Annotated in this window: 23 protein-coding genes and 1 tRNA gene; 18 read left to right on the forward strand and 6 right to left on the reverse strand. The window is 70.0% G+C overall.

Going from position 1 to position 22,716, the window contains the following annotated elements:
• Nucleotides 1-44 precede the first annotated feature (44 nt).
• From lysW to CVO96_RS15160, 4 genes are all read left to right on the forward strand, one after another.
• Nucleotides 45-218 carry a lysine biosynthesis protein LysW gene (gene lysW, locus CVO96_RS15145; RefSeq protein ID WP_103312939.1) on the forward strand — a complete coding sequence of 58 codons (174 nt, stop codon included), beginning with the start codon at nt 45-47 and terminating at the stop codon, nt 216-218.
• 84 nt (nt 219-302) lie between these two features.
• On the forward strand, nt 303-1,169 hold the full coding sequence (gene lysX / locus CVO96_RS15150; RefSeq protein ID WP_103312940.1) for a lysine biosynthesis protein LysX: 867 nt from the start codon (nt 303-305) through the stop codon (nt 1,167-1,169).
• Nucleotides 1,170-1,305: 136 nt separating this feature from the next.
• Complete coding sequence (proC, locus tag CVO96_RS15155) at nt 1,306-2,097, forward strand: pyrroline-5-carboxylate reductase (RefSeq protein WP_103312941.1); 792 nt, start codon at nt 1,306-1,308, stop codon at nt 2,095-2,097.
• A gap of 72 nt (nt 2,098-2,169) precedes the next feature.
• Nucleotides 2,170-2,745 (forward strand): hypothetical protein, encoded by a 576-nt coding sequence (locus tag CVO96_RS15160; RefSeq protein WP_243398390.1) that lies wholly within the window; start codon nt 2,170-2,172, stop codon nt 2,743-2,745.
• 128 nt (nt 2,746-2,873) lie between these two features.
• On the opposite strand, the gene CVO96_RS15165 is transcribed toward CVO96_RS15160, so the two are convergent.
• A complete protein-coding gene (locus tag CVO96_RS15165) occupies nt 2,874-3,521 on the reverse strand; it encodes a glycosyltransferase family 2 protein (RefSeq protein WP_103312942.1) in 648 nt (215 codons plus the stop codon).
• Nucleotides 3,522-3,643: 122 nt separating this feature from the next.
• On the opposite strand from CVO96_RS15165, the gene CVO96_RS15170 reads away from it, so the two are divergent.
• On the forward strand, nt 3,644-5,473 hold the full coding sequence (locus tag CVO96_RS15170; RefSeq protein WP_103312943.1) for an arginine--tRNA ligase: 1,830 nt from the start codon (nt 3,644-3,646) through the stop codon (nt 5,471-5,473).
• A 410-nt stretch (nt 5,474-5,883) separates the two neighbouring features.
• Here the strand turns inward: CVO96_RS15170 and CVO96_RS15175 are convergent, their stop codons facing one another.
• The 4 genes from CVO96_RS15175 to CVO96_RS15190 form a co-directional block, all read right to left on the reverse strand.
• Nucleotides 5,884-6,720, reverse strand: coding sequence for an alpha/beta hydrolase (locus tag CVO96_RS15175; protein WP_243398391.1), 837 nt, complete (start codon nt 6,718-6,720; stop codon nt 5,884-5,886).
• A 113-nt stretch (nt 6,721-6,833) separates the two neighbouring features.
• Nucleotides 6,834-7,922 carry an acyltransferase gene (locus CVO96_RS15180; protein WP_103312944.1) on the reverse strand — a complete coding sequence of 363 codons (1,089 nt, stop codon included), beginning with the start codon at nt 7,920-7,922 and terminating at the stop codon, nt 6,834-6,836.
• A gap of 154 nt (nt 7,923-8,076) precedes the next feature.
• Nucleotides 8,077-9,216 carry an acyltransferase gene (locus CVO96_RS15185; RefSeq protein ID WP_243398392.1) on the reverse strand — a complete coding sequence of 380 codons (1,140 nt, stop codon included), beginning with the start codon at nt 9,214-9,216 and terminating at the stop codon, nt 8,077-8,079.
• A complete protein-coding gene (locus tag CVO96_RS15190; RefSeq protein WP_103312945.1) occupies nt 9,216-10,325 on the reverse strand; it encodes a prephenate dehydrogenase in 1,110 nt (369 codons plus the stop codon). The genes CVO96_RS15185 and CVO96_RS15190 overlap by 1 nt, the downstream gene beginning before the upstream one ends.
• Nucleotides 10,326-10,467: 142 nt before the next feature.
• Between CVO96_RS15190 and CVO96_RS15195 the strand changes: the two genes are divergently transcribed.
• A complete protein-coding gene (locus CVO96_RS15195; RefSeq protein ID WP_103312946.1) occupies nt 10,468-11,217 on the forward strand; it encodes a TSUP family transporter in 750 nt (249 codons plus the stop codon).
• Between the two features lie 87 nt (nt 11,218-11,304).
• Nucleotides 11,305-11,886 carry a peptide-methionine (S)-S-oxide reductase MsrA gene (msrA, locus tag CVO96_RS15200; RefSeq protein ID WP_103312947.1) on the forward strand — a complete coding sequence of 194 codons (582 nt, stop codon included), beginning with the start codon at nt 11,305-11,307 and terminating at the stop codon, nt 11,884-11,886.
• 106 nt (nt 11,887-11,992) lie between these two features.
• Here the strand turns inward: msrA and CVO96_RS15205 are convergent, their stop codons facing one another.
• Nucleotides 11,993-12,709 carry an MOSC domain-containing protein gene (locus CVO96_RS15205; RefSeq protein WP_103312948.1) on the reverse strand — a complete coding sequence of 239 codons (717 nt, stop codon included), beginning with the start codon at nt 12,707-12,709 and terminating at the stop codon, nt 11,993-11,995.
• A gap of 86 nt (nt 12,710-12,795) precedes the next feature.
• Here CVO96_RS15205 and CVO96_RS15210 point away from each other — a divergent pair, with 86 nt between their 5' ends.
• From CVO96_RS15210 to CVO96_RS15255, 11 genes are all read left to right on the forward strand, one after another.
• Entirely contained in the window at nt 12,796-14,364 is a 1,569-nt protein-coding gene (locus CVO96_RS15210) for a phospholipase D-like domain-containing protein (protein WP_103312949.1), read from the forward strand.
• Between the two features lie 106 nt (nt 14,365-14,470).
• Nucleotides 14,471-14,950 (forward strand): hypothetical protein, encoded by a 480-nt coding sequence (locus tag CVO96_RS15215; RefSeq protein WP_243398393.1) that lies wholly within the window; start codon nt 14,471-14,473, stop codon nt 14,948-14,950.
• Complete coding sequence (locus CVO96_RS15220) at nt 14,947-15,306, forward strand: RNHCP domain-containing protein (RefSeq protein ID WP_103312951.1); 360 nt, start codon at nt 14,947-14,949, stop codon at nt 15,304-15,306. The genes CVO96_RS15215 and CVO96_RS15220 overlap by 4 nt, the downstream gene beginning before the upstream one ends.
• Before the next feature lie 159 nt (nt 15,307-15,465).
• Entirely contained in the window at nt 15,466-15,639 is a 174-nt protein-coding gene (locus CVO96_RS21150; RefSeq protein ID WP_165795317.1) for a hypothetical protein, read from the forward strand.
• Nucleotides 15,636-16,580, forward strand: a complete 945-nt coding sequence (locus CVO96_RS15225) for an MBL fold metallo-hydrolase (RefSeq protein WP_243398394.1) — start codon at nt 15,636-15,638, stop codon at nt 16,578-16,580. Before CVO96_RS21150 ends, CVO96_RS15225 begins: the two co-directional genes overlap by 4 nt.
• Entirely contained in the window at nt 16,580-17,875 is a 1,296-nt protein-coding gene (gene purD, locus CVO96_RS15230; RefSeq protein ID WP_103312952.1) for a phosphoribosylamine--glycine ligase, read from the forward strand. The genes CVO96_RS15225 and purD overlap by 1 nt, the downstream gene beginning before the upstream one ends.
• Before the next feature lie 107 nt (nt 17,876-17,982).
• Nucleotides 17,983-18,064 (forward strand) — tRNA-Leu (locus CVO96_RS15235).
• 12 nt (nt 18,065-18,076) lie between these two features.
• Entirely contained in the window at nt 18,077-18,301 is a 225-nt protein-coding gene (secG, locus tag CVO96_RS15240) for a preprotein translocase subunit SecG (protein ID WP_103312953.1), read from the forward strand.
• Between the two features lie 269 nt (nt 18,302-18,570).
• Nucleotides 18,571-20,352, forward strand: coding sequence for an ABC transporter substrate-binding protein (locus tag CVO96_RS15245; RefSeq protein WP_103312954.1), 1,782 nt, complete (start codon nt 18,571-18,573; stop codon nt 20,350-20,352).
• A gap of 191 nt (nt 20,353-20,543) precedes the next feature.
• On the forward strand, nt 20,544-21,524 hold the full coding sequence (locus CVO96_RS15250) for an ABC transporter permease (protein WP_103312955.1): 981 nt from the start codon (nt 20,544-20,546) through the stop codon (nt 21,522-21,524).
• An 8-nt stretch (nt 21,525-21,532) separates the two neighbouring features.
• A complete protein-coding gene (locus tag CVO96_RS15255) occupies nt 21,533-22,669 on the forward strand; it encodes an ABC transporter permease (RefSeq protein WP_103312956.1) in 1,137 nt (378 codons plus the stop codon).
• The last annotated feature ends 47 nt before the right edge of the window (nt 22,670-22,716 follow it).

Here is a 22,716-nt window from a genome sequence, read left to right on the forward strand (position 1 = left end):
GACTCGACTTGGCCGCGCTAACCTGTCAAACGCGAGGAGAATTTATGACTACCGTTCAATTTGAAAACCCAGATACCGGTGCGACCATCGAACTGACCAATCCCGAACTCGGCGAACTCGTCATCGACGACGAGACAGGTGTGGAATACGAGGTCGTGTCGGTCGAGCCGCCCCGGCTGGCCGCCGCCCCCAACGAAGCGGAGGACTGGGGCGAGTAAGTCCTTCAGCGCCCGGCGGTCGGCCCAGGGACGTGTCCCGGCTGACCGCTGAGTGCTGAGGGGGCCTGCTCCTCCATACCCGTCATGGCTGAACTTGCCGTGCTGTACGACCGCATCCGCCCCGACGAGAAGATGCTCTTCGAGGCGCTCGATACCCTGGGCGTGCCCTACGACAAGGTGTACGTGCCCCAGCTGAAGCTCACGTTCGACAACGTGGGCCGCGCCCAGGTGCCCTGGAAGGTCGCCATCGAGCGCTGCGTGAGCCAGTCGCGCGGTCACGCGGTCACGCGGGCGCTGGAGGGCTTCGGGGTGCAGGTCATCAACCCGGCCCACGTCATCGAGGTCTGCGGCGACAAGCTGGCGACCAACGCGGCCCTGCACAGGGCCGGGCTGCCCACGCCGCGCACCGGGGTGGCCTTCGACGGTGAAACGGCCCTGACCCTGATCGACGCCATGGGCTATCCCATCGTCCTGAAGCCCACGGTGGGGTCATGGGGACGCATGGTCAGCCGCCTGAACGACCGCCACGCCGCCGAGGCCGTGATCGAGCACAAGGAGGTGCTGGGGGGGCCCCAGCACGGCATCTTCTACGTGCAGGCGCTGGTCGACAAGCCCGGGCGCGACATCCGCGCCTTCGTGGTCGGCGGCGAGTGCATCGGCGCGATCTACCGCACCTCGGAGCACTGGATCACCAACACGGCGCGCGGCGCGACCGCCAGCAACTGCCCGGTCACGCCGGAGATCGCGGATCTGGCCCGGCGCTCGGCCGGGGCGGTGCAGGGGCAGATCGTGGCGATCGACCTCGTGGAAGATCCGCAGGCCCGGAACGAGTGGGGCGGATTGACGGTCATCGAGATCAACCACACCATGGAATTCAAGAACTCCGTGACGACCACGGGCGTGGATATCCCGCGCCTCATGGGCGAGTACGCCATCGGCCTGCTGGGCTGAGCACAGGAGCGATCCCCGGGTTCGACCTCCCGCTGGCCTGGAGGTGGACTGTTGCTTTGCCCCCAGACAGCCACGTCTGGACATCGGTGAACACCTCAGCCGGGCGGGGCCGGGGAGGCGCCCCTATACTCCCCCCATGAAACTCGCCATCGTCGGCGTCGGAAAACTCGGACTGGCCCTGCTGGAGGGCGTCACCGCGCGCGGCGTGATCCCCGCCGGGGAGATCGGCCTGCTGGACGCGCACAGCGCGCGCGTGGAGGAGATCGCGGCCCGCACCGGAGCCCGCGTGATCGGCCGCTCGCAGCTGGCCGGGGCGCAGCGCGTGCTGGTGTCGCTGCAGCCGCGCGTCTTCCCGGAGGTGAGCGAGTGGCTGGCGCAGGAGAACGTCGGATACATCAGCACCATGGCGGGGGTCAGCATCAGCACGCTGGTGCGGCGGCTGGGCACCCAGCGGGTGGTGCGGGTCATGCCGAATCTGGCCGCCACCATCGGCCGCAGCCAGACCGCCATCACCGGCCCCAAGGAGGCCCAGGACGCCGGCGACCTGGCCTTCGCCCACACCCTGTTCGGCGCGGTGGGCGACGCCTACGACCTGCCCGAGCACCTGTTCAACGCCTTCACGGGCATGAGCGCCTCCGGCCCCGCCTACGCCGCCGTGGTGGCCGAGGCCCTGGCAGACGGCGGCGTCCGCATGGGCCTGCCGCGGGCCCTGGCCAACGAACTGGCCGCCAAGCTGCTGGTCGCCAGCGGCGAGCTGCTGCAGCGGCGCGCCCATCCCGCCATGCTCAAGGACGAGGTCGCCAGCCCCGGCGGCACCACCATCGCCGGGCTGGCAGCGCTGGAAAACGCCGGAGTGCGCGGCGGGCTGATCCAGGCCGTGATCGAGGCCACCCGCCGGGGCACGGAGCTGGGGCGCGACCAGGAGTAGGCGGGCTGGCGCGGCGTCCTGGGCGCGGGCGTCAGACCAGCGTGAGAGCCTGAGCGCTAGGCTCGGCGGCAGATGAACGCTTCCCCCTCCCTCCGGTTCGCCGCCCGCCGAGTGCTGGCCCTGGCTGCCCTGACGGCGCTGGTCGGCGCGCAGGGCGCTGCACCCCCCCGGCCGTATTACCCCTACCTGCCGGGGGAGCGCTGGACGTATTCCAGCGGCGAGTCCCAGGTGGTCGGCGCCAGCGTGGTGCACCGGGGCGTGAAGGTCACGCCGGTCAGCCACCAGTACGGCAGCACCACCTACACCCAGGATCTGCTGGAACTCCGCGCCGACGGCAGCGTGTGGCTGCGCGGCGTGAATGCGGGCGGGCGCCTCACGTGGTTCACCGCGCCCCTGAACGTCTACCCGCCCGGCCCCCTGAGCCCCGGCATGGCCTGGACGAGCGGCAGCAGTACCTTCAGGCTGGCCAGCCACGTGACCGGCATGAGCGCCCTGCGGCTGTCGGCGGGCACCTTCAATGCCCTGAGCATCCGCACCGATACCACCGCCGGCGGCAGGGTCAGTACCCAGACCACCTATTTCGTGCCGACCCTGGGCATCGTGCGCTACCTGGCGGGCGACGGCAGCGTGGTCGACCTGCAGCGCTGACGAGAGGGCAGGGGAGACTTCCAGGGTTCCTGGGAGGGCACCCACCCGGTCATTCCGATGGACGTGTCGTCTTCCAGAGCTGCCCAGCGGCCCTCGCCACCCTGGGTGTGGCCCGATCTCCGCATGGATCAGGGTTTTTTGCGGCGCGCCCGGTAGGTCAGGAGCTGGGCGTACATCTTCGTCCGGGCCCGCGCGCCTTTCCAGAAGCCGCGTTTCTTCTCCTTGACGACCTGGGCCACGTTGGGCAGCACCACATAGTCCCAGCGAGCACCGGTGGCTTTCAGGTGGGCGGTGATGGCGGGCTCGGGCCAGCGTTCTTCGCTGAGGTGGGGCACGCCCAGCAGCCAGCTTCGCCGGGCGACCCGCTGGCCGCTCAGGTTCGGGGTGAGCTTGTTGCCCCAGTCGGTCACGAAGCCCCCCCCGTCGAACACGCCGATGCTCATGTCCAGGGTGCCCGCGAGCACCGGCTCCAGCAGGGCCTCCAGGTGCTCCAGGGTGAGGCCGGTCAGGTCGGCGTCCAGCATCACGATGAAGTCGGCGTCGGTGGCCTGTAGGGCGGCGCCCAGGGCAGGCCCCTTGCCGCTGTTCTCGCTGAGTTCCACAACCTGCGCCCCGGCCCCTCGCGCCACCTGCGCAGTGTTGTCCGAACTGCCGTCCGAGGCGACGATCACGTCCGAGGTCAGCTGCCGCGCCACGTTCACGACGACCGCGACCGTCTCTTCCTCGTTGAACGCAGGAATGATGACCGCGACAGTCGCGTGGGCGGGAGCGGACATGCAGCATATGGTAGTCGAAGAGGGCCAGGGTGGGGGTACCCCGGCCGGGGGGGGGCGGCCGCCAGCGAGGCCAGAACCGGGCGGCGACCTGCCGCGCCCGCCGTGCCGTACACTCGTGTGTCATGGATCTGAAGGCACAACTCAAGCACGCCGTGGAGACGGCCGCCGCCAGCCTGGGCATGCCGGTGGACGCCGCCATCCAGGAGACGCCGGCGACCAAACCGGGCGATTACGGCACCCCCGCCGCCTTCCAGATGGCCAAGAGCGCCGGAGGCAACCCGGCGCAGATCGCGGCGCAGCTCGCGCAGACCGTGGTGCTTCCAGAAGGCATCCGGAAGGTCGAGGCCGTGGGCCCCTTCCTGAACTTCTTCGTGGACATCGGCTGGTTCATCCGGCAGGTCGTGGAGAAGCCCTTCGAGATGCCCGCGCTGCACGGCAAGGTGGTCATCGAGCACACCTCGGTGAACCCCAACAAGGAGCTGCACGTGGGGCACCTGCGCAACGTGGTGCTGGGCGATTCGATGGCCCGCATCCTGCGCGCGGCCGGGCACACCGTCGAGGTGCAGAACTACATCGACGACACCGGGCGGCAGGCGGCCGAGTCGCTGTTCGCGGTCAGCCACTATCACCGCGAATGGGACGGCGTCCGCAAATACGACCACTGGATGGGTGAGGGTTACGTGCAGCTCAACGCCGACCCCGCCAAGCCAGCACTGGAGGAGGGCATCAGCGCGGTCATGCACCGGCTGGAGGCGGGCGTGCTGCGCGCCGAGGTCGAGAAGGTCGTGGGGGCCCATATGCAGACCACCTTCCGCCTGGGCGCCCGCTACGACCTGCTGGTCTGGGAGTCCGACGTGGTGGGCAGCGGCTTTCTCGACCAGGGCCTGAACATCCTGGAGGGCAGCCCGTACACCACGCACCCCACCGAGGGCAAATACGCCGGCGCCTTCGTCATGGACGTGTCCGAGTTCATGCCCGGCCTGGAAGAGCCCCAGGTGGTCTTGAAGCGTTCGGACGGCACCGCCATGTACGTCGCCAAGGACATCGGCTACCAGTTCTGGAAGTTCGGCCTCTTCGAGGGCATGAAGTTCCGGGCCTTCATGGATGATCCCGAGGGCAGGGCGATCTACACCAGCGCCCCCGACGGCCAGCCGGACGTGGCGAAGCGCTTCGGTCACGCCCAGGAAGTCATCAACGTGATCGACTCGCGCCAGGAGCACCCGCAGAAGATCGTGCGATCCTCGCTGGGCGTGGCGGGCGAGCGGGACAAGGAGGAGCGCTCGGCCCACCTGTCGTACGCCTTCGTGACCCTGGAGGGCCAGACCATCAGCGGCCGAAGGGGCATCGCTGTCGCTGCCGACGACGCCATGGACGAGGCCGAGAAGCGCGCCCTGGCGGTGCTGACTGAGATCAACCCCGAGTTGGCGAAGCGTGAGGACGCCGCCGAGATCGCCCGCCGCATCGGCATCGGCGCGATCCGCTTCGCCATGCTCAAGGCCGAGCCCACCCGCAAGATCGATTTCCGCTGGGAGCAGGCGCTGGCCCTGAACGGCGACACGGCGCCCTACGTGCAGTACGCGGCGGTGCGGGCCGCCAACATTCTGAAGAAGGCCCAGGAGGCGGGCCTGGCCGTAGGCGGTACCGGCGCCGACTGGGCCGCCCTGCCCGAGATCGATCTGGCGCTGGCCAAGCAGGTCGCCCGCCTGCCCGAAATCGTGGCCCAGAGCGTGCGCGTGCATTCGCCGCATCTGGTCGCCCAGTACGCCCTCGATCTGGCGACCTCCTTCAACGCCTGGTACAACGCGAAAACCAGGCAGGGCAAGCCCGCCACCAACGTCCTGCAGTCCGAAGAGGGCCTGCGTGAGGCCCGGCTGGCGCTGGTCGGGCGCCTGCGTCAGGCTTTCGAGGAGACCCTGGCCCTGATCGGCATCGAGGTGCCGGCGGCGATGTAGGCGCCCTCAACCGGACGCCGCCTCCAGGTTGCCCAGGGGCGGCGTTCCCGCTGAGCCGGCTGGAGGTCGTCAATCCTCCTGCCCCCGCTGCTTCGCAGCTCTGCGAGCCCGGACGGAGTTCGGGCCGTTTTCAACGGCTTACAAACGGAATCCGGTTCAGCACTGATGCGGACAGTTTCATCACGCCATCGCTGAATAACTCGGTTATTGCTGTCTGGGACGCCATCTGAATTCCCTCTCTGAGTCCCAGCCTCCCCCACGAGGGGAGAGGGGCCAAAAACATCGTGTTCATCGCAGTTGAAAGGACACTTAATCAGCATTGTTCGGACGACTGTCCATGCCCGTTCCGATTGATTCCGATGTGTTTTCAGAATCAACCTGACTGGAGCGGAATCCATTTCAGGCCAGGTTCAGCGCTGGGCGGTCGGGCCTTCCAGGCGTTTCAGGAAGGCCACCAGCCGCGCAGCCATGCCCGGCGTGAAGCGGTTGGCCCCCAAGTGCTCGCCGCGCAGGGGGATGACCTCGCTGAGGGCCGGGTCGGCGTGGGGGCTCAGGCGCGCGGAGTTGCGCGTGGCCGAGACGGTGGAGTCGTCCGGGCTGCTGGCGATGAACAGCGGCAGGCGGGGCCCCAGCAGGGTCAGGTAGAGGGGATCGAACTCGTTGCCGGGTGCGCCGAGCACCCCGTAGGCCGCCTCGATCTCGCTGCGGCGCGACAGGGCCGAGCCCCAGGCGGCGCTCAGGTCGACCCAGGCGTCGATCAGGGCGACCCCGCTGACCGCGTAGGGGGCGCCCGGCAGCGAGCTTCGCAGCGCCAGCAGGCCGCCCATGCTGATGCCCAGCGCGTAGGTGCGGCCGTTCCAGGGAAAGGTGCGCACGGCCGAGGCGTGGGCCAGGGCCACCTCGGTCAGGGCGGCGGGACTGCCCCAGCCGGTGGGGCCGCCGTCGCCCCCCAGCAGGACAGCGAAGTTGGCCGCCAGCAGCGGCGCGATCAGGCCGTTCATCTGGACACTGTCGCGCATCCGTTCGGCGGTCTGGCCCCGGGGGTGGGACACGACGACCAGCGGGCACAGCCGGACGGCGCAGCCCGCCGGCACCTGCAGGTACGAGGCGCCCTGGGGGGTGTCCTGCCGGAGCCACTGGCCCGTCGGCCCGAAACGGGGAAGGGCGGTCGTGCTGGCGGAGCCCTGGCCGGGCAGGGAGAACAGACTGAGGGTGCTCAGGAAGGGCAGCAGGAAACGGGCTCGCACGCGGCGTGTACTGTAGCGCCCGGCATCTGACGGCACTCTGAAGCGGGCCTTCACCCCCAGTGGCTCCGTCTGTCGGGGGGCACCTGGGGGGGCAGACTTCCGGGCTCCCACGCTCAGCGGCCGAACAGCCATGAACTCACGCGGGTCGGGAGCAGTAGGCGGCCCAGCAGGGCGGGCAGCAGCAGGGCGATCAGGCCGTAGGCGGCCACCGTGAGCAGCAATTGCCAGGTCGTGCCCTGCGGCTCGCGCCAGAGTTCCAGCGCCTGCAGGATGGCCGGATGCAGCAGGTAGACCTGCAGGCTCACGGTGCCCAGCGTGGCCACGGCGGCGCGCACCCGCCCCGGCGTGCGCTGCAGCCGGAAGGCCAGTCCCAGCAGGGTCAGGGCCATCAGGCTGGTGAAGACCCAGCTCAGGCCGGCGTACACCACCGGCGTGACCTGCCCGCTGCGGACATATTCCAGGGCCACCGGCAGGTACAGGGCGTAGGCCACGGCCAGCAGCGGCAGCAGCACCCCACGCCGGCGCCGCCACCACGCCGGGAACTCGCTGAAGCGGGCACCGACGGCCATCCCGACCATGATCGGCAGCATGTACCACAGCACTGTGCTGGCCGGAAAGGGCAGCCGCAGCACTTCTCTGTTGAGCAGATACAGCCCGAGCTGGGCGGCGACCCCCAGCAGCAGGGCCGCCGTGATGCTGGGCCGGCGCCGGGCGACCGGCAGCAGCAGCGGCAGCACGAGATAGACCTCCAGCGCCACCAGCAGGAAATACAGGTGATAGCTGGCCTTGCCGTACAGCAGCCAGTCGCGCCAGCGCTCCGGGTCGCTCAGGGTCTCGGCGCCGCGCTGGCCCGTCCAGACGTACCACAGCGCGTACAGCACGCTCCAGAGCAGGTACGGCCAGCCGCCACGGGTCAGCCGCCGGACGAAGTAGCGCCGGGGCTCGAAGTGCTTGAGCAGGCTGCGGGTGAGCACCACGGCCGAGAGGAACACGAAGGCCGGTACCGCGAAATGCAGGGTGCGGTTCAGGATCAGCAGCGCCTCGTGGCCCAGCGTGCCCGGCTGGGCGTAGCGCAGGGCCAGCCCGCTGGCGTGGTGCCCCACGACTTCCAGAATGGTCAGGCCACGGAACATGTCGATGGCCGTCACCGTGGTGACGGTGGCCGGCGCGGAGGACTGGAGGGGCAGGACAGGACTGGTCATGGTCGGCAGGGCCGGAGACGAACTGTAGCGTCCGGCCCGAGCGGGCGGAAGCGGTCTGGCACCCGAATGGGCCGCCTGTGCGCCTTGGCGTTTTGCTCATGAACCGGGTCGCTGGCCTGCCGGGCTCAGCTCCTGGGCGCGGTCGCCCGGTTCTTCAGCGTCCGAACAGCACCAGGCTCAGGCGGGTGCGCTGGAGGGCGCGGCCCAGGAGGGCCGGTACCAGCAGGGCGATCACCGCGTAGAGCGCGATGGTCAGCAGCTTCTGGCCGCCCGAACCCTGTGGCTCGTACAGCAGGCCCAGGCCCTGCAGGATGGCCGGGTGCAGCAGGTAGACCTGCAGGCTCACCGTGCCCAGCTTGGCCATGGACACCAGCGGGCGGCCGTGGCGCGGCCGGAACTGGATCTGCCAGACCAGACCCATCAGGGTCAGCGCCATCAGGCTGGTGTAGCCCCAGGTGAGGAATTCGAAGAGCCCCGGCGTGGCGCGCCCGGTGCGCAGGAACTTCAGGGCCTCGGGCAGATACAGCGCGTACACCACGGCCAGCAGCGCCAGGATCACCCAGCGGTGCTCCCGCCACCAGTCCGGATACTCCCGCAGCCGTGGCCCGACCGCCACCCCCAGCAGCAGCGGCAGGATGTACCACAGCACGCTGCTGGTGGGGTAGGGCAGGTGCAGCACCTCGCGGTTCAGGAAATACAGGCCCAGCTGGATGGGCAGGCCGATCAGTAGCATGTCGGTGATGCCGGGCCGGCGCCGGGCGACCGTCATCAGGGCCGGCACCAGTACGTAGGCCTGCAGGGCGACCAGCATGAAGTACATGTGGAAGCTGGCCTTGCCGTCCAGCAGCCAGGTTCTCCAGCGCTCGGGGCTCCGCAGCACGGCCGGGTCGCGCTGGCCTGTCCAGACGTACCACAGGGCGTACAGCACGCTCCACAGCAGGTAGGGCCAGGCCGCCCGCACCAGCCGCCGGCGCGCGTAGCGGCGCAGGTTGAAGCGGCGCAGCAGGCTGCGGATCAGCACGGCCGCTGAGAGGAACACGAAGGCCGGCACCGCGAAATGCAGCGTCCGGTTGACCACCTGCATGGCCGCATACTCGAAGCTCTCCGGCTGCAGTAAGCGCAGGGCCATGCCGCTGGAGTGGTGCAGCACCACCTCCAGGATCGTGAAGCCGCGGAACAGGTTCACCGCGTGCCGGGCCGAGGGCCGCTTCTGGTACGTCCAGCGGTCGGCCTTCACCTCGCCGGGCGGCGGCGTAACCACCTCCCGCTCACGCACGTCCGCGGGCATGGCCATCAGGCGCGGGCCCTCACCTCGAAGCCCAGGGAACGCAGCACCCCGGCCGCGCGCCCGACATCCTCGGCGCTTTCCAGCCCCAGCCGCAGGGCGCCGCCCTCCTCGCGGATCGCCAGCACCTCGATGTCCTTGATGTTCACGCCGGCCGCGCCCAGCGCCTGCGTGACCGCGCCGATCTGGTTGGGCCTGTCCGGCACGGCGACCACCAGGTCGAATTTGGCCGGCAGCAGGCTGCGCCGCACGACCGGCAGGCTGTCGCGGGTGCGTTTGCCCTCCTGGGCGGCGGCCAGCAGCTCCTCGGGCTCGTCCAGGTCGGCCTCCAGGCGGTCGAGCTGGCGGCGGAAGCGCGAGAGCGCCCCCCGCAGCGCCTCCTTGTTCTCCACCACCATGTCGCGGCTCATGCGCGGGTCTCCGCTGGCCACGCGGGTCAGGTCGCGGAAGCCCCCGGCGGCCAGCAGGCTCAGGCGTTCGTCGCGGGCGACCATGTGGGTCAGGGCCAGGCTCGCCAGATACGGCAGGTGGCTGATGGTCGCCACCAGCGCGTCGTGCGCGTCGGGGGGCATCACGACCGGGGCGGCGCCCAGGTGCTCGACCAGCGAGCGGGCGCGGCTGAGCGCGGTCAGCGGCGTGTGATCCGTGGGCGTGAGCACCCACACGGCGTTTTCCAGCAGGGCGGCGCTGGCGTGGGTCACCCCGCCGCGTTCGCTGCCGGCCATCGGGTGCCCGGCCACGAAGGAGCGCACCCCCAGCCGCTCCATCTCGGCCGCGATGCCGCCCTTGACGCTGCCCACGTCCATCACCAGGGCAGACGGACTGAGCCAGGGGGCCAGCTCGCGGGCCAGCGGGGCCAGCGCGCGCATGGGCGCGGCCAGGATCACCAGATCGGCTCCGCGCAGCCACTCGCCGCACTGGGCACGTACCTCGTCCACCACGCCCAGCGCCTCGGCCTCGCGCAGCACGTCCATGCTGGCGTCCAGGCCGATCACCCGGCGGGCCAGGAAACGCTGGCGCAGCCCCAGCGCCACGCTGCCGCCGATCAGTCCGACCCCCGCCACCACGGCCGTGTCGAACAGGGCGGTAGGGGTCACGGGGGGCACGGATTCGGTCATCCAGGCGAGGCTAGCACGGGGTTTTCGGGGTCGTGGGCGCAACGTTCAGACGGGCCGGCGCGCGGGCCAGGGCAGGCAGCCGGGGCTGGCGCGCCCTGCCAGAGGTCTGCCTGCGAGAGGTCTGCCTGCTAGAGTTCTGGGCGTGCCCGGCCCCGAAGTCCTGCTGTACGGCGTTCCGCTCGCCTTCCTGGCCGGTTTCATCGACGCGGTGGCCGGGGGCGGCGGCACCATCACGCTGCCCACCCTGTTCTTCATGGGCCTGAGCCCGGCGCAGGTCGTGGCGACCAACAAACTGCTGGCGATCTTCGGCTCCGGCAGCGCCACCCTGCAGTACGCGCGCAAGGGGCATGTCGAGTGGCCGCTGCTGCTGCGCCTGATTCCGCTGGCCCTGGTGGGAAGCGCCCTGGGCGCGTTCCTGGTGCGCTTCATCGACCCCGCCGCCTTCCGCACGCTGGTCGGGGTGGTGATCCTGGGGGTGGGCGCGCTGGTGCTGGTCAACAAGCGCTTCGGCCTGGACGACCGCTACCCCGGCCTGACGGGCCGCGTGCTGGCCCTGACCCTGCCCGGCGCGCTTTTCATCGGCATGTACGACGGCTTCCTGGGCCCCGGCACCGGCACGTTCCTGATGTTCCTGTTCGCGCTCGCGGGCTTCAATCTGGTGCGGGCCAGCGGCAACGCCCGCACCATCAACTTCGCCACCAACCTGGGCGCCTTCGTGTTCTTCCTCATCGGCGGGCAGATGGTGTGGTGGATCGGCCTGCCGATGGGCCTCGCCAACGCGCTGGGCGCCACACTGGGCGCCCGCATGGCCATGCTGCGCGGCTCGGCGTTCGTGAAATGGATGTACGGCGGCATCGTCCTGCTGGTCTCCGCGCGGCTGCTGCTGGGCTGAGCCCACGCCCCTGAGCGTGCCCTGCCCCCCGGCGCGGATTGTCAGGCCGACCCTGTGTGTGGGGCGCCAGCGCGCCACAATGACCGTATGACCTCACAGACGACTGCCCAGTCCGGCCGCACCAGCGGTGACTCGCCCCTCCAGCAGGCCATCCTAGCCGGCGGCTGCTTCTGGTGTACCGAGGCCGTCATGAAGGACGTGCGCGGCGTCACGATGGTCGAGAGCGGCTATATCGGCGGGCAGACCCAGAGCCCGGACTACCGCTCCGTGTGCTCCGGCACCACCGGCCACGCGGAGGCCGTGCGCGTGACCTTCGATCCGGAGCAGGTGAGCTTCAAGGATCTGCTGGGCCTGTTCTTCGCCACCCACGACCCCACCACCCTGAACCGCCAGGGCGCCGACACGGGCACCCAGTACCGCAGCGCCGTGTTCCCCCTGACCCCCGAGCAGGAGCGCGAGACCCGCGAGGTCATCGCCGATCTGGGCGCGCAGAACGTGTTCGACCGGCCCATCGTGACCAGCATCGAGCCGTCCAGCACCTTCTACGTGGCCGAGGACTACCACCAGGACTACTACGCCCGCAATCCCGGCCAGGGCTACTGCATGGCCGTGATCGCCCCCAAGGTCGCCAAACTCCGCAAGTACTACGGCGAGAAACTGCGCGCCTGAGCCGCTGGATCTGCCGCCGGATCTGAAGGGGGAGAGGGGCTGAACCGGCCTGCTCTCTCCGCCCGGTCTCCTGCCGGGTCAGAGCGACGGAGCGGGCCACCCGGGCTCACGCCCCGTCGGCCAGATGTGCCTCCAGATCGCGCCGCACGCGGATCGCCAGCGGGAAGGCCAGCAGCTCCCGCACCCGCTCCAGATCGGGAGTGCGGACGTAATGCAGGTCGAACAGCTCGCCCAGCGTAGGGGCCTCCACGTCGCCCGGCAGGAGAGTCACGGGGTCGCCCACCCCGACCTCGCCGGAACGCAGCACGCGCATGTACGCGCCGGGCCGTCGGGCCCGGGCGAAACGCTTGACGAAGGCCGGCTCGTGCAGGTTGGCGGCCAGCGTGGCGCAGGGAATGCGCGGCGCGGTGACCTCCAGCAGCGGCCCGGCCTCTCCGGACGGCGGGTGGAAGTCCAGGCGGTCACCGACCCGCAGCTCGGCCGAGGCCCAGCGGCTCAGGAGCAGGTTTTCCCCGAAGAGGCCGGGCTCCGGGGCCTCGCCCAGCGCCTCCGCCCAGAAGTCCAGATCCGGGCGGGTATAGACGTATACCGCCTGATCGGGGCCGCCGTGGTGCCGGCGGTTCAGGACGTGATCGCCGGCCAGCCCCGCCGCCGTGACCGCCACCCGCCCGGACACGGCCCGCTTGCGGATGCCGGTCGTGATCGTGCGGGCGCCCACCTGCAGGGAAGAGGGCTGGGCCACGTTCACGGACTCGACCCGGGCGCGCTTCCCCCCGGCGGGCTGGGAGGCCTGGGGAGACGTTCCCGTGTCGGATGAGGTCATCGATAAAGGCTAGCAGAAGCCCCGGCGGCGCCCAACGGTGTGCCCGTCCCATCCCGCCGGCCCCGCCATCCCCTACTCTCCCCCCGATGAAGCTGCTGCCCCGCGTCCCCTGGCGCTTCCTGAGCGCGCTGCTGGTGGGGCTCCTGGGCACGGCGCCGGCGGTGCCCGACGACCCTGGGCAGACCCCCGTGCTGGACGTCCGTGGCCTGGACATCCTGCGCGCCCCGCTGCCCCCCGTGACGCCCGGGGTGCTCGACGGGCTGGGAGCCTCGGCGCCCTGTCCTGCCCCGCAGGCGCCCCTCGACCGGGTGCTGTACGACTCGCTGCTGGGGCACGGCGCGGCGCTGAGCTGTGGGAACGCCTTCACGGGCCTGCTCGCCTTTCCGGAGGACGACGCCGGGATCAGCGACCAGCCGACCTCCCCCCTGGGCGGCTTCGAGGCCGTCGTCCGTGCCATCGGCTCGGCCCGACGGGAGGTGCTGCTCGCCAACATGGTCTGGGACGACGGCGCCGGGTCGCCCGGCGAGGCGGTCGCGGGCGCCATCGCCGGGCTGCGCCGTGATCTCACCCTGCACCCGGAGCGGTACCCGCAGGGCGTGACCGTCCGCCTCCTGCTGGGCAACTCGGTGCGCTTCGGCGATCTGCTCGACCCCACGGCGTCGGCCTACTCGGCGGCGCGGCAGCTGCTGGCGGCGGGGGTGCCGCTGGGCCACGATCCCGTGCCCGGCTGGCGCCTGGAGATCGCCAACTACGCCTACGCCTACCCGCACAGCCACGTCAAGCTGCTGGTGCTGGACGGTCAGGAGGTGCTCAGCGGGGGCTTCAACATCAGCTGGTTCCACGTGCCGACCTCGACCCCCGGCGGCCTGGGCCTCAGCGATCTGGCGCTGGGGGTACGCGGCCCGGTGGCCAGGCACGCGGTCGCCGCCTTCCGCGACAGCTGGCTGCACGCGCGGCCGCTGGAGTGTGTGGCCCGGCCCGACCTGGACGCCCTGCGGCGCGACTGCCCTCTGGGTGACACCACCGCGCCCTACGGGCTGGTCTGGTCGGCGCCGCCCCGGCCCAGCGGGAACTCGCGGGTGTACGGGCTGTACCGCCGATCCGGCGAGGAGGCCGCCGATCAGGCCGTGATCCGCCTGCTGGGGGCGGCGACGGGCAGCATCGATCTGCTGCAGTCGCAGGTCAGCGGCACTCCGGCGTGCACCCTGAGCCTGCTGGCCCCCGGCGGTTGCCCCTTTCCGAATCGGCACCTGCCGGTCTGGCAGGCCATAGCTGGGGCCGTGCGGGAGCGCGGCGTGCACGTGCGGATGGTGCTCGACTACGACCCGCTGCTGCGCCTGGAGACGCTGGCCTTCCTGGCAGGGCTGTGGGACGTCCTGCGGCCGCTGGGGCTGGAGGATCACCTTCAGGCCCGCTGGTCGGGCACCGCCGGGGGCCAGCACACCAAGGCCGCCCTGATCGACGACGCCATGCTGGTGGTGGGCAGCCAGAACCTGCAGTTCGCGTCGTTCGGCGCCCAGGGCCTCAGCGAGTATTCGCTGGCGACCAGCGACCCCCAGGCCCTGGCGCTGGGCAGAAGGCAGTTCGACTTCGAGTGGGCCCGCGCTCAGCCCCTGTCGCTGCCCTCCTGGCTGCGCCCGCCGCCCGGCCGCTGACCTCGGCCGGGAACCCGGTCTGCCTGGAGCTGAATCTGCCACCCATCCCGTCTGAAGGTGACGTCTGCCCCGCCCTCACCGCCGCGCGCATGGTGAAATACAGCCCATGAGTCCCCTCAAGCCAGCCCGATCCACGCCGGCCCGGCCCGCCCCCCCGGTGGCCGACCCGGATCGCTGGGGCGTGTCGCCGGAGGCCGGGCGCTGGCCCACCCTGGCCGTGCTGATCGGCCTCTATGCCGTGAGCGTCACGCCCTTCCTGTCGGGGCTGCTGCGCGGCGAGGCCCAGGACATCGGGCGCGGCGTGATCACGGCCATGGCCACCGCCCTGCTGCTGGGTCTGGTGTGGCGCGGGCACGTCTGGGCCTGGCGGCTGACCCTGGGCTTCAGCGTGCTGGCCGGGCTGCTGGTCTTCGTGGGCGGGATGCTGGCGGGCGCGAGCACCGGTGGCCCCGCCGGCTGGGTGGTGAGCGGCGCCGGCCTCGCCTACCTGCTGCTGGGTACGGCGCTGGTGGGCACCCCCGCCATCCGGGCCTTTCTGGATGAGCGCTGGGCGTCCAGAACCCGCCCCCGCAGGACACGCCCGTGAGTGGCCCCGCGGGCGAGTCCGGACGGCGGTTTACCGTGCAGGGCACCAACAACGCCTTCGCCTGCGACCACTGCGGCGCGCCTGTCCAGCCGCTGCGCAACGGCAGTGTCCGGAACCACTGCCCGGCGTGCCTGCACTCCAAGCACGTGGACGTCCTGCCCGGCGACCGCGCCAGCACCTGCCACGGCCTGATGGTGCCCGTGGGGATCGAGCAGAGTGGCAAGAAGGGCTGGATCGTCGTCCACCGCTGTGCGCGCTGCGGCTTTGAAGGCCGCAACCGCGCCGCCCTGGACGACCCCGCGCAGCCCGACGACTGGAATGTGCTGGTCGCCCTCAGCGCGCCGCCGCCGCTCTGACCGCCGAAGCCGGTTCTGGCCAGCTCAGAGGCGGGCCGCCGTGCTCCGGTGAACTTCCAGACGGACTGACCCCCCGCCACCGGTCGTCCGCCCGGTGCCCCACCCGCGGGTGGACAGGCCCGCCCTGCCCCGGCTGAGCCCGGGGGTATCCTGTGCCCCATGGCGTTGTGGGTCTTTTTCGGTTTCATCGTGCTCAGCGCGACCTTTATCCTGCTGCTCAGTCGGGGGCCCCTGAAGGCGGCGCCGAACACCCGCGCCCTGCGGATCGTGGCCCTCGTGCAGTACGGCGCGGCGGCGCTGCTGGCCCTGGCCCGCCTGACGGGCGTCGCGTGAGTGCTCCGGCCGGCACCGCCCTGCCGCCCGGCGTCTCGCTGATCGACCTGCACTTCGGGGGGAGGCCCGGCGTGATCGCGTCCTACGTGTTCGACACCGGGGACGGGCTGGCGGTCGTGGACACCGGCCCGACCTCCACCCTGGGCGCCCTGGAAGCGGGCCTGAGTGGGCTGGGCGCCCGGCTCTCCGACGTGCGTCACCTGCTGCTCACCCACATCCACTTCGACCATGCCGGGGCCGCGGGCACCCTGCTGGAGCGGCTGCCCGGGGCGCGCGTCTACGTGCATGAACGGGGCGCCCCCCACATGATCAGCCCGGAGCGCCTGTACGCCAGCGCCGCGCAGATCTACGGGGGCGAGATGGAGCGGCTGTGGGGCGAGATGAGGCCCATCCGCCCGGAGCAGCTCACGGCTCTGTCCGGGGGAGAGCGGCTGAGGCTCGGGCACCTCGACGTGGACGTGGTCTATACCCCCGGCCACGCGATTCATCACGTGGCCTACCAGGCGGGGGCCGACCTCTTCGTGGGCGATGTGGCCGGGGTGCGGCTGGCCCCGTCCCAGACCACCCGCGCCCCCACCCCGCCTCCCGACATCAACCTGGAGGTCTGGCGCCAGAGCGTGGCGGCCCTGCGGGAACGGCCGGCCGAGCGGCTACACCTCGCGCACTTCGGCAGCTACCCGAACGACCCCGCGCACTGGGACGGCCTGCTCTCGACCATGGGCCGGGACGCCGGGCGGGTGCGCGCCGGGATGGACGCCGGGCAGGACTTCGCCACGCTCTCCGCGACCTTCTCCCAGGAACTGCTGGCCGAGCTGCGCGCCGAGGACGCCGCCCTGCCCGGCCTGTACGAACTCGCCTGCCCGCCCTGGATGAGCGTGCAGGGGCTGATGCGCTACTGGCAGCGTCAGGCCACCCGCCCTGGCCAGCAGGAGCAGGTCTGATGCGCGTGCTGGTCGTGGGCGGCGGGGGGCGCGAACACGCCATCGTCCACGCCTGCGCCCGCCATGGCCACGAGGTGCTGTGTACGCCCGGCAACCCCGGCATCTCGGAGCCGGCCCGGATTCTGGAGGGCCCCCAGGACGCCCGCTCGGTCGCCGAGCTGGCCGCCAGGGAAGGGGTGGATCTGGTGATCGTGGGCCCGGAGGCGTACCTGGCCGCTGGACTGGTGGACGAGTGCCTGGCCCTGGGGGTGCCCGCCTTCGGGCCGACCCGCGCGGCCAGCCGGCTGGAGGGCGACAAGGCCTGGAGCAAGGCCTTCATGGGGCGCCACGGCATCCCCACCGCGCAGCACCGGGCCTTCGGCACGCTGGAGCCGGCGCTCGCCCACGTCGCCACCCGCCCGCCGCCCATCGTGGTCAAGGACGCCGGGCTGCGGGCCGGCAAGGGCGTGACCATCGCGCGGAGCCAGGAGGAAGCCCGGGCGGCCCTGCGGGAGATCTTCAGCCAGGCAGACGCCCAGGCGGTCATCGAGGACTTCATGACCGGCCAGGAGGTCACGGTGCTTGCCCTGTGTGGTGGCGGGCGCTACGCCCTGACCCCGCCCAGCCAGGATCACAAGACCATCCACGAGGGCGACACCGGCCCGATGACCGGCGGCATGGGCGTGATCTGCCCCTTCCCGCTGCCGCCGGGCGACCTCCGGTTCATCCGCGAGCGGATCATCGAGCCCACCCTGGCCGGCCTGAGCGCCGAGGGGCTGCCGTACTGCGGCGTCCTGTACGCCGGCCTGATGCTCACCCCGGACGGGCCGAGGGTCGTGGAGTTCAACGCCCGCTTCGGCGATCCCGAGGCCGAGGCGGTGCTGCCCCTGCTGACCTCCGATCTGGCGCAGCACGCGCTCGACGCGGCGACCGGCTTCCTCGATCCGCAGACTGTGGTGTTCAGCGCGGAGGCCAGCGCCACCATCATCCTCGCCGCGCCCGGCTATCCGGCCGAGCCGCTGCGGGGCGTCCCGATCCGGCTGCCCGAGCCCCAGGACGGGCAGATCATCTACCACGCCGGCACGGGCCGGGCCGACGCGGGGCTGGTCAGTGCCGGGGGGCGGGTGCTGGCCCTGACCGCCACCGCGCCCACCCTGCCCGAGGCGCTGAGGTCGGCGTACGCCCTGGCCGACGCGGTGGACTTTCCGGGTGCCCAGCTGCGGCGGGATATCGGTGGGCGGATCGGCCTGGGAGCGGCCGGGGCGGGGAAGCAGGGTGGGCAGGAACACGCCCCGCCCAGATCCCCGACGTCCTGATCCCCCTGCGGCTCACGCGGGGGCGCCGCCCCTGTCAGGCGCCCGTTTGACCCTGCGGCGCCCCCGCGCTAGCATTCCCGTCGCGCCCGATCCACGGACGCGCATCTGCCGGTGTGGCGGAATGGTAGACGCACTCGACTCAAAATCGAGCGGGAAACCGTAGGGGTTCAAGTCCCCTCACCGGCACCAACGAGGTTCTCCATGATTCTGAATCTGTTCCTGATCCTGTTCGCCGTGATCTGCCTGGCGCTCGTGTTCTTTATCCTGCTGCAGGTGCCCAAGCAGGCGGGGCTCTCGGCCAGCATGGCGTCCGGCGGCTCGCTGCTCGGCGGGCGCGGCGTCGAGGGCGGCCTGATCCGCGTGACCAGCGTCCTGGGCGGCCTGTTCATGCTGCTGGCCCTGCTGATCAGCTTCATCTCGCGCTGAGCCGTCGCACTTAGCCGGCACTTTAATCGTTGGATGAGACACCGGTGAAGGGTCTCATCCGTTTTGTCGTTTGTAAGGCGAGTTGAAGCTATTTCCTGCGTTTGTCAGGTCTGGCACTCATGAATGGGCAGGGGATGAGCAAACGTCGCTCTCTCCCTTGACCTTCCCTAAGTCAATCCATATATTGACCGCGCTGGAAACAACATGCTGTCCGTCTACTTCAACGGTGAGAACCGCTGAGCCCATTTCCAGAATGTTCGGAGGATCAAATGAAGAAAAGCGTTCTCGTTGCCCTGGCCCTGACCCTCGGGACGGCCTCTGCCGCACCGTTCGTGTTCCCCGCCAATCAGTCCGTGAGCAAGCCCAGCGACGTCAAGACCGGCGGCACCCTGCGCCTGACGGTCGCCGGCGACTTCGACTCCTTTAACCCGCTGGTGGCCCAGGGCCGCCCGAACATCCCCGAGCTGACGGATGCGGGCGGACTGTTCACGGTCGATCCGTACACCTACGAGTACGAAGGCTACATGGCCGAGAAGTTCACGCAGTCGGCCGACAAGCGCACCTTCACCTTCACGCTGCGCCCTGAGCTGAAGTGGAGCGATGGTCAGTCCATCACCGCCGACGACTTCATCACGGCCTTCAAGATCTACGCCGCCGACGACGAGGCCAACCTGTACTCGTACATGAGCGACAACGGCAAGCCCGTGACCTTCAAGAAGCTCGGCGCCCTGCAGCTCAGCGTCACCTTCCCGCGCGCCACCGTGCAGAACCTGGAAACCATCTCCTACCTGAGCCCGCTGCCGGATCACGTCTTCGGCAAGGCCTTCGGTGCGGGCGGCGCTGCCGGCGTGAAGGCCGCGCGTGCCCTGTGGGACATCAACACCGATCCCAGCAAGCTGGTCGTCAGCGGTCCCTTCAAGGTGCAGAGCTACCGCCGCGGCGAGCGTCTGACCCTGACCAAGAACGCCAACTTCGGCGCCTGGAACAAGGACAGCGCCGGCAAGGCCCTGCCGTACCTCGACGGCCTGCAGTACGCCGTGGTGAAGGATTCCAACGCCCAGCTGGCGACCTTCCTGGCCGGGAACTCCGATCTGCACGCCCCGACCAACCGCGACCAGCTGGCCCAGATCGTGGCCGCCAAGAACGGGGGCAAGCTGAGCGCCGAGGTGCTCGCCAACGCCGGCCCCGCCGCGTCGGTGGACTTCCTGTACTTCAACTGGAACAAGAGCAGCGATCCCTTCAAGCAGACGCTGTTCCGCAACCCGCGCTTCCGGCAGGCCATGAGCCAGCTGATGAGCCGTGAGCAGATCATCGATCAGGTGCTGGGCGGCCTGGGCGTGCCCGCCTACACCAGCGTGTACCCCCTGTACAGCGACTGGGTGGCCCCCAGCGTCGACAAGTACAAGTTCAACCCCACCGCCGCCTCGGCTGCCCTGGACGCCCTGGGCTTCAGGAAGCGCGGCGCCGACGGCATCCGTGTGGACTCCAAGGGCAACCGCCTGAGCTTCACGCTGAACACCAACTCCGAGAACCCCCGCCGCCAGCAGATCGCCAACATCTTCAAGGATGAGGCCAAGAAGATCGGCGTGGAGGTCAAGACGTCCTTCGTGCCCTTCAACCAGCTGCTCGAAGTGGTCTACCCCGAAGCCGACGCGGCCAAGACCAACCGGCAGTTCGACGCGGCCATCACGGGCCTGGGCGGCGGCGGCTTCATCAACCCGGTCGGCGTGGCCTCGGTCTTCACCTGCGGCGGCGACCTGAACGGCTACAACCAGAGCAAGCAGTGCATCGCGCCCTGGGAAACCCAGCAGCTCAACCTGTTCTACAAGAGCACGGCCGAGTTCGACCAGGCCAAGCGGCGCGCCATCGCCAACCAGATCCAGAAACTGCAGGTCGACAACCAGGGCCTGATCTACATCCTCTCGCAGAACGCCCACTACGCCTGGGACAGCCGCGTGCAGGGCGAGTCTCCCAAGAAGATCGCGACCCCGCTGTGGGCCAGCCCCTACTTCGGCGTCCGCAACATCGCCCAGACCTGGGTCAACAAGTAACCGGGCGGGGCCGGGGAGGAGTCTCACACCCTTCCCCGGCCCGGTCAGTCCCACCCGGTTCTCCAGTTCCTCGGTGCGCGGGGCCCGTCGTCCGGGCCCCGCGCACCCTCTTGAGGTCGGTTCTCTCCTGCTCCGGCTGCCCCCGGCGTTCACACCCTGGCGGCTCCCGGCGAGCGTATAAAAGGACAAGCGTGCTTCCCTTCGTCTTCCGCAGATTCCTGCAACTGATCCCTACGTTCCTGCTGGCGACCATCATCCTGTTCGCCATCGTGCAGGCCGCGCCCGGCGACTTCCTGACCCAGCTCTCGCAGAACCCGCGCATCAGCGCCGAGCGGCTCGACCAGCTCCGCACGATCTACAAGCTCGACCAGCCGGTGGTCGTGCAGTACTGGTCGTGGCTGACCCGCTTCCTGCGCGGCGACCTGGGCGACTCCTTCGCGGCGGCCCAGCCGGTCTGGACGCTGGCCGCCCCACGTATCCTGAACAGCCTGATCCTGGTACTGATCTCGACCATCCTGGCCTACGGGCTGGGCATCCTGATCGGCGTGTACGGGGCGCTGCGCCCGTATTCCTTCGCCGACAAGGCGATCTCGGTCTTCGCCTACTTCGGCCTGGGGCTGCCGTCGTTCTTCTTCGGGCTGCTGGTGATCTTCCTGCTGGTGACCATCAAGCAGAACACCGGCTGGGACGTGCCGATCATCGGCAAGTCGAGCGCCGCCTCCGAGAATGCCGGCCCGCTCGCCTATGCCTGGGACGTGTTCCTGCACGCCCTGGCGCCCAGCATCGTGCTGGCGCTGCGCTCCATCTCCAGCGAGAGCCGTTTCATCCGCGCGCAGATGCTCGAGGTGCTCGGGCAGGACTACATCCGCACCGCGCGGGCCAAGGGCTTGGCGCACAACGTGATCACCTACAAGCACGCCTTCAAGAACGCCTCGATCCCGCTGGTCTCCTCGCTGGGCGGCCTGCTGCCCGGACTGATCGCCGGGGCGGGCTTCGTGGAGGTGGTCTTCGCGTGGCCGGGCATCACGCCGCTGCTGCTCGACTCGCTGGGCAACCAGGACTTGTACGTCATCGTGAGCATCACGGCCCTGTCGACGGTGCTGTACATCGTCGGGAACGTGGTGTCGGACATTCTGCTGGCGGTCATCGATCCCCGCATCCGGTTCAACTGAGGGCTGCCATGACCACCGCCACTGCACCGACTTCCCCCAAGCCCATCCAGACCCAGTCGCTGTACCAGATCGCCTGGCGCCAGTTCACCCGCCACTCGCTGGCGCGCTGGGGCATGACCATCCTGGGCCTGCTGTTCCTCTCGGCGATTTTCGCGCCTTTCCTGTCGCCGTATTCGCCCACCGAGTACCGCAGCGACGAGACCCGCGTCTCCTGGGCCCCGCCCAGCCGCGTGCACATCCGCACCGAGGACGGCCGCCTCACGCGCCCCTTCGTGTACGGCGTCAAGCGCGAGGTGAACCTGGAAACCTTCCGCGACGACTATGTCGAGGACAGGACTCAGGTGTATCCGGTGCGCTTCTTCGTGCCGCGTCCGGAATCCCCCTACAAACTGCTGGGGCTGATCCCCATGAACGTCCGGCTGTTCGGCGTCGAGGAGCCCGCGCGCATCTTCCTGTGGGGCACCGACAACCTGGGCCGCGACCAGTTCAGCCGCGTGCTGTTCGGCGGCCAGTTCAGCCTGAGCATCGGTCTGATCGCCACCCTGGTCTCGGTGGTGCTGGGGATGCTGCTGGGCGGCATTGCCGGCTTCTTCCGGGGCTGGATCGACACCCTGATTATGCGCCTCGTCGAGGTGCTCAGCGCCGTGCCCGAACTCTTCCTGCTGATCACCCTGCGGGCGCTGTTTCCGCTGGACATCAACCCGCTGCTGGTGATGTACTTCATCATCGGCATCCTGGCCCTGATCGGCTGGGGCGGGATCGCCCGCACGGTGCGCAGCCAGCTCCTGAGCACGCGCGAACTCGATTACGTGCAGGCGGCGCAGGCGCTGGGCGCGGGCAACAGCCGGATCATCTCGCGGCACATGCTGCCCAACACCCTGTCGTTCATCATCGTGGCGGTCTCGCTGATCATTCCCAGCTACATCCTGCTGGAGAGTGGCCTGTCGTTCCTGGGCATCGGTCTGGTCGAGCCCTACGCCTCCTGGGGGGCGCTGCTCAAGGTCGCGCAGGACGGCGGTTTCGAGAGCATCAGCGGCCGGCCCTGGGTGCTGATTCCGGGCATTTTCATCTTCCTGGCCGTCATCGCCTGGCAGTTTGTGGGAGACGGGCTGCGGGACGCCTTCGACCCCCGCAAACGGCAGTAAAGGGCTCCCAAAATGTATGATGCGTAGCGTGCAATTCCCGGAGGAAC

The sequence above is a fragment of the Deinococcus koreensis genome (genome assembly GCF_002901445.1).
Classification (GTDB): domain Bacteria; phylum Deinococcota; class Deinococci; order Deinococcales; family Deinococcaceae; genus Deinococcus; species Deinococcus koreensis.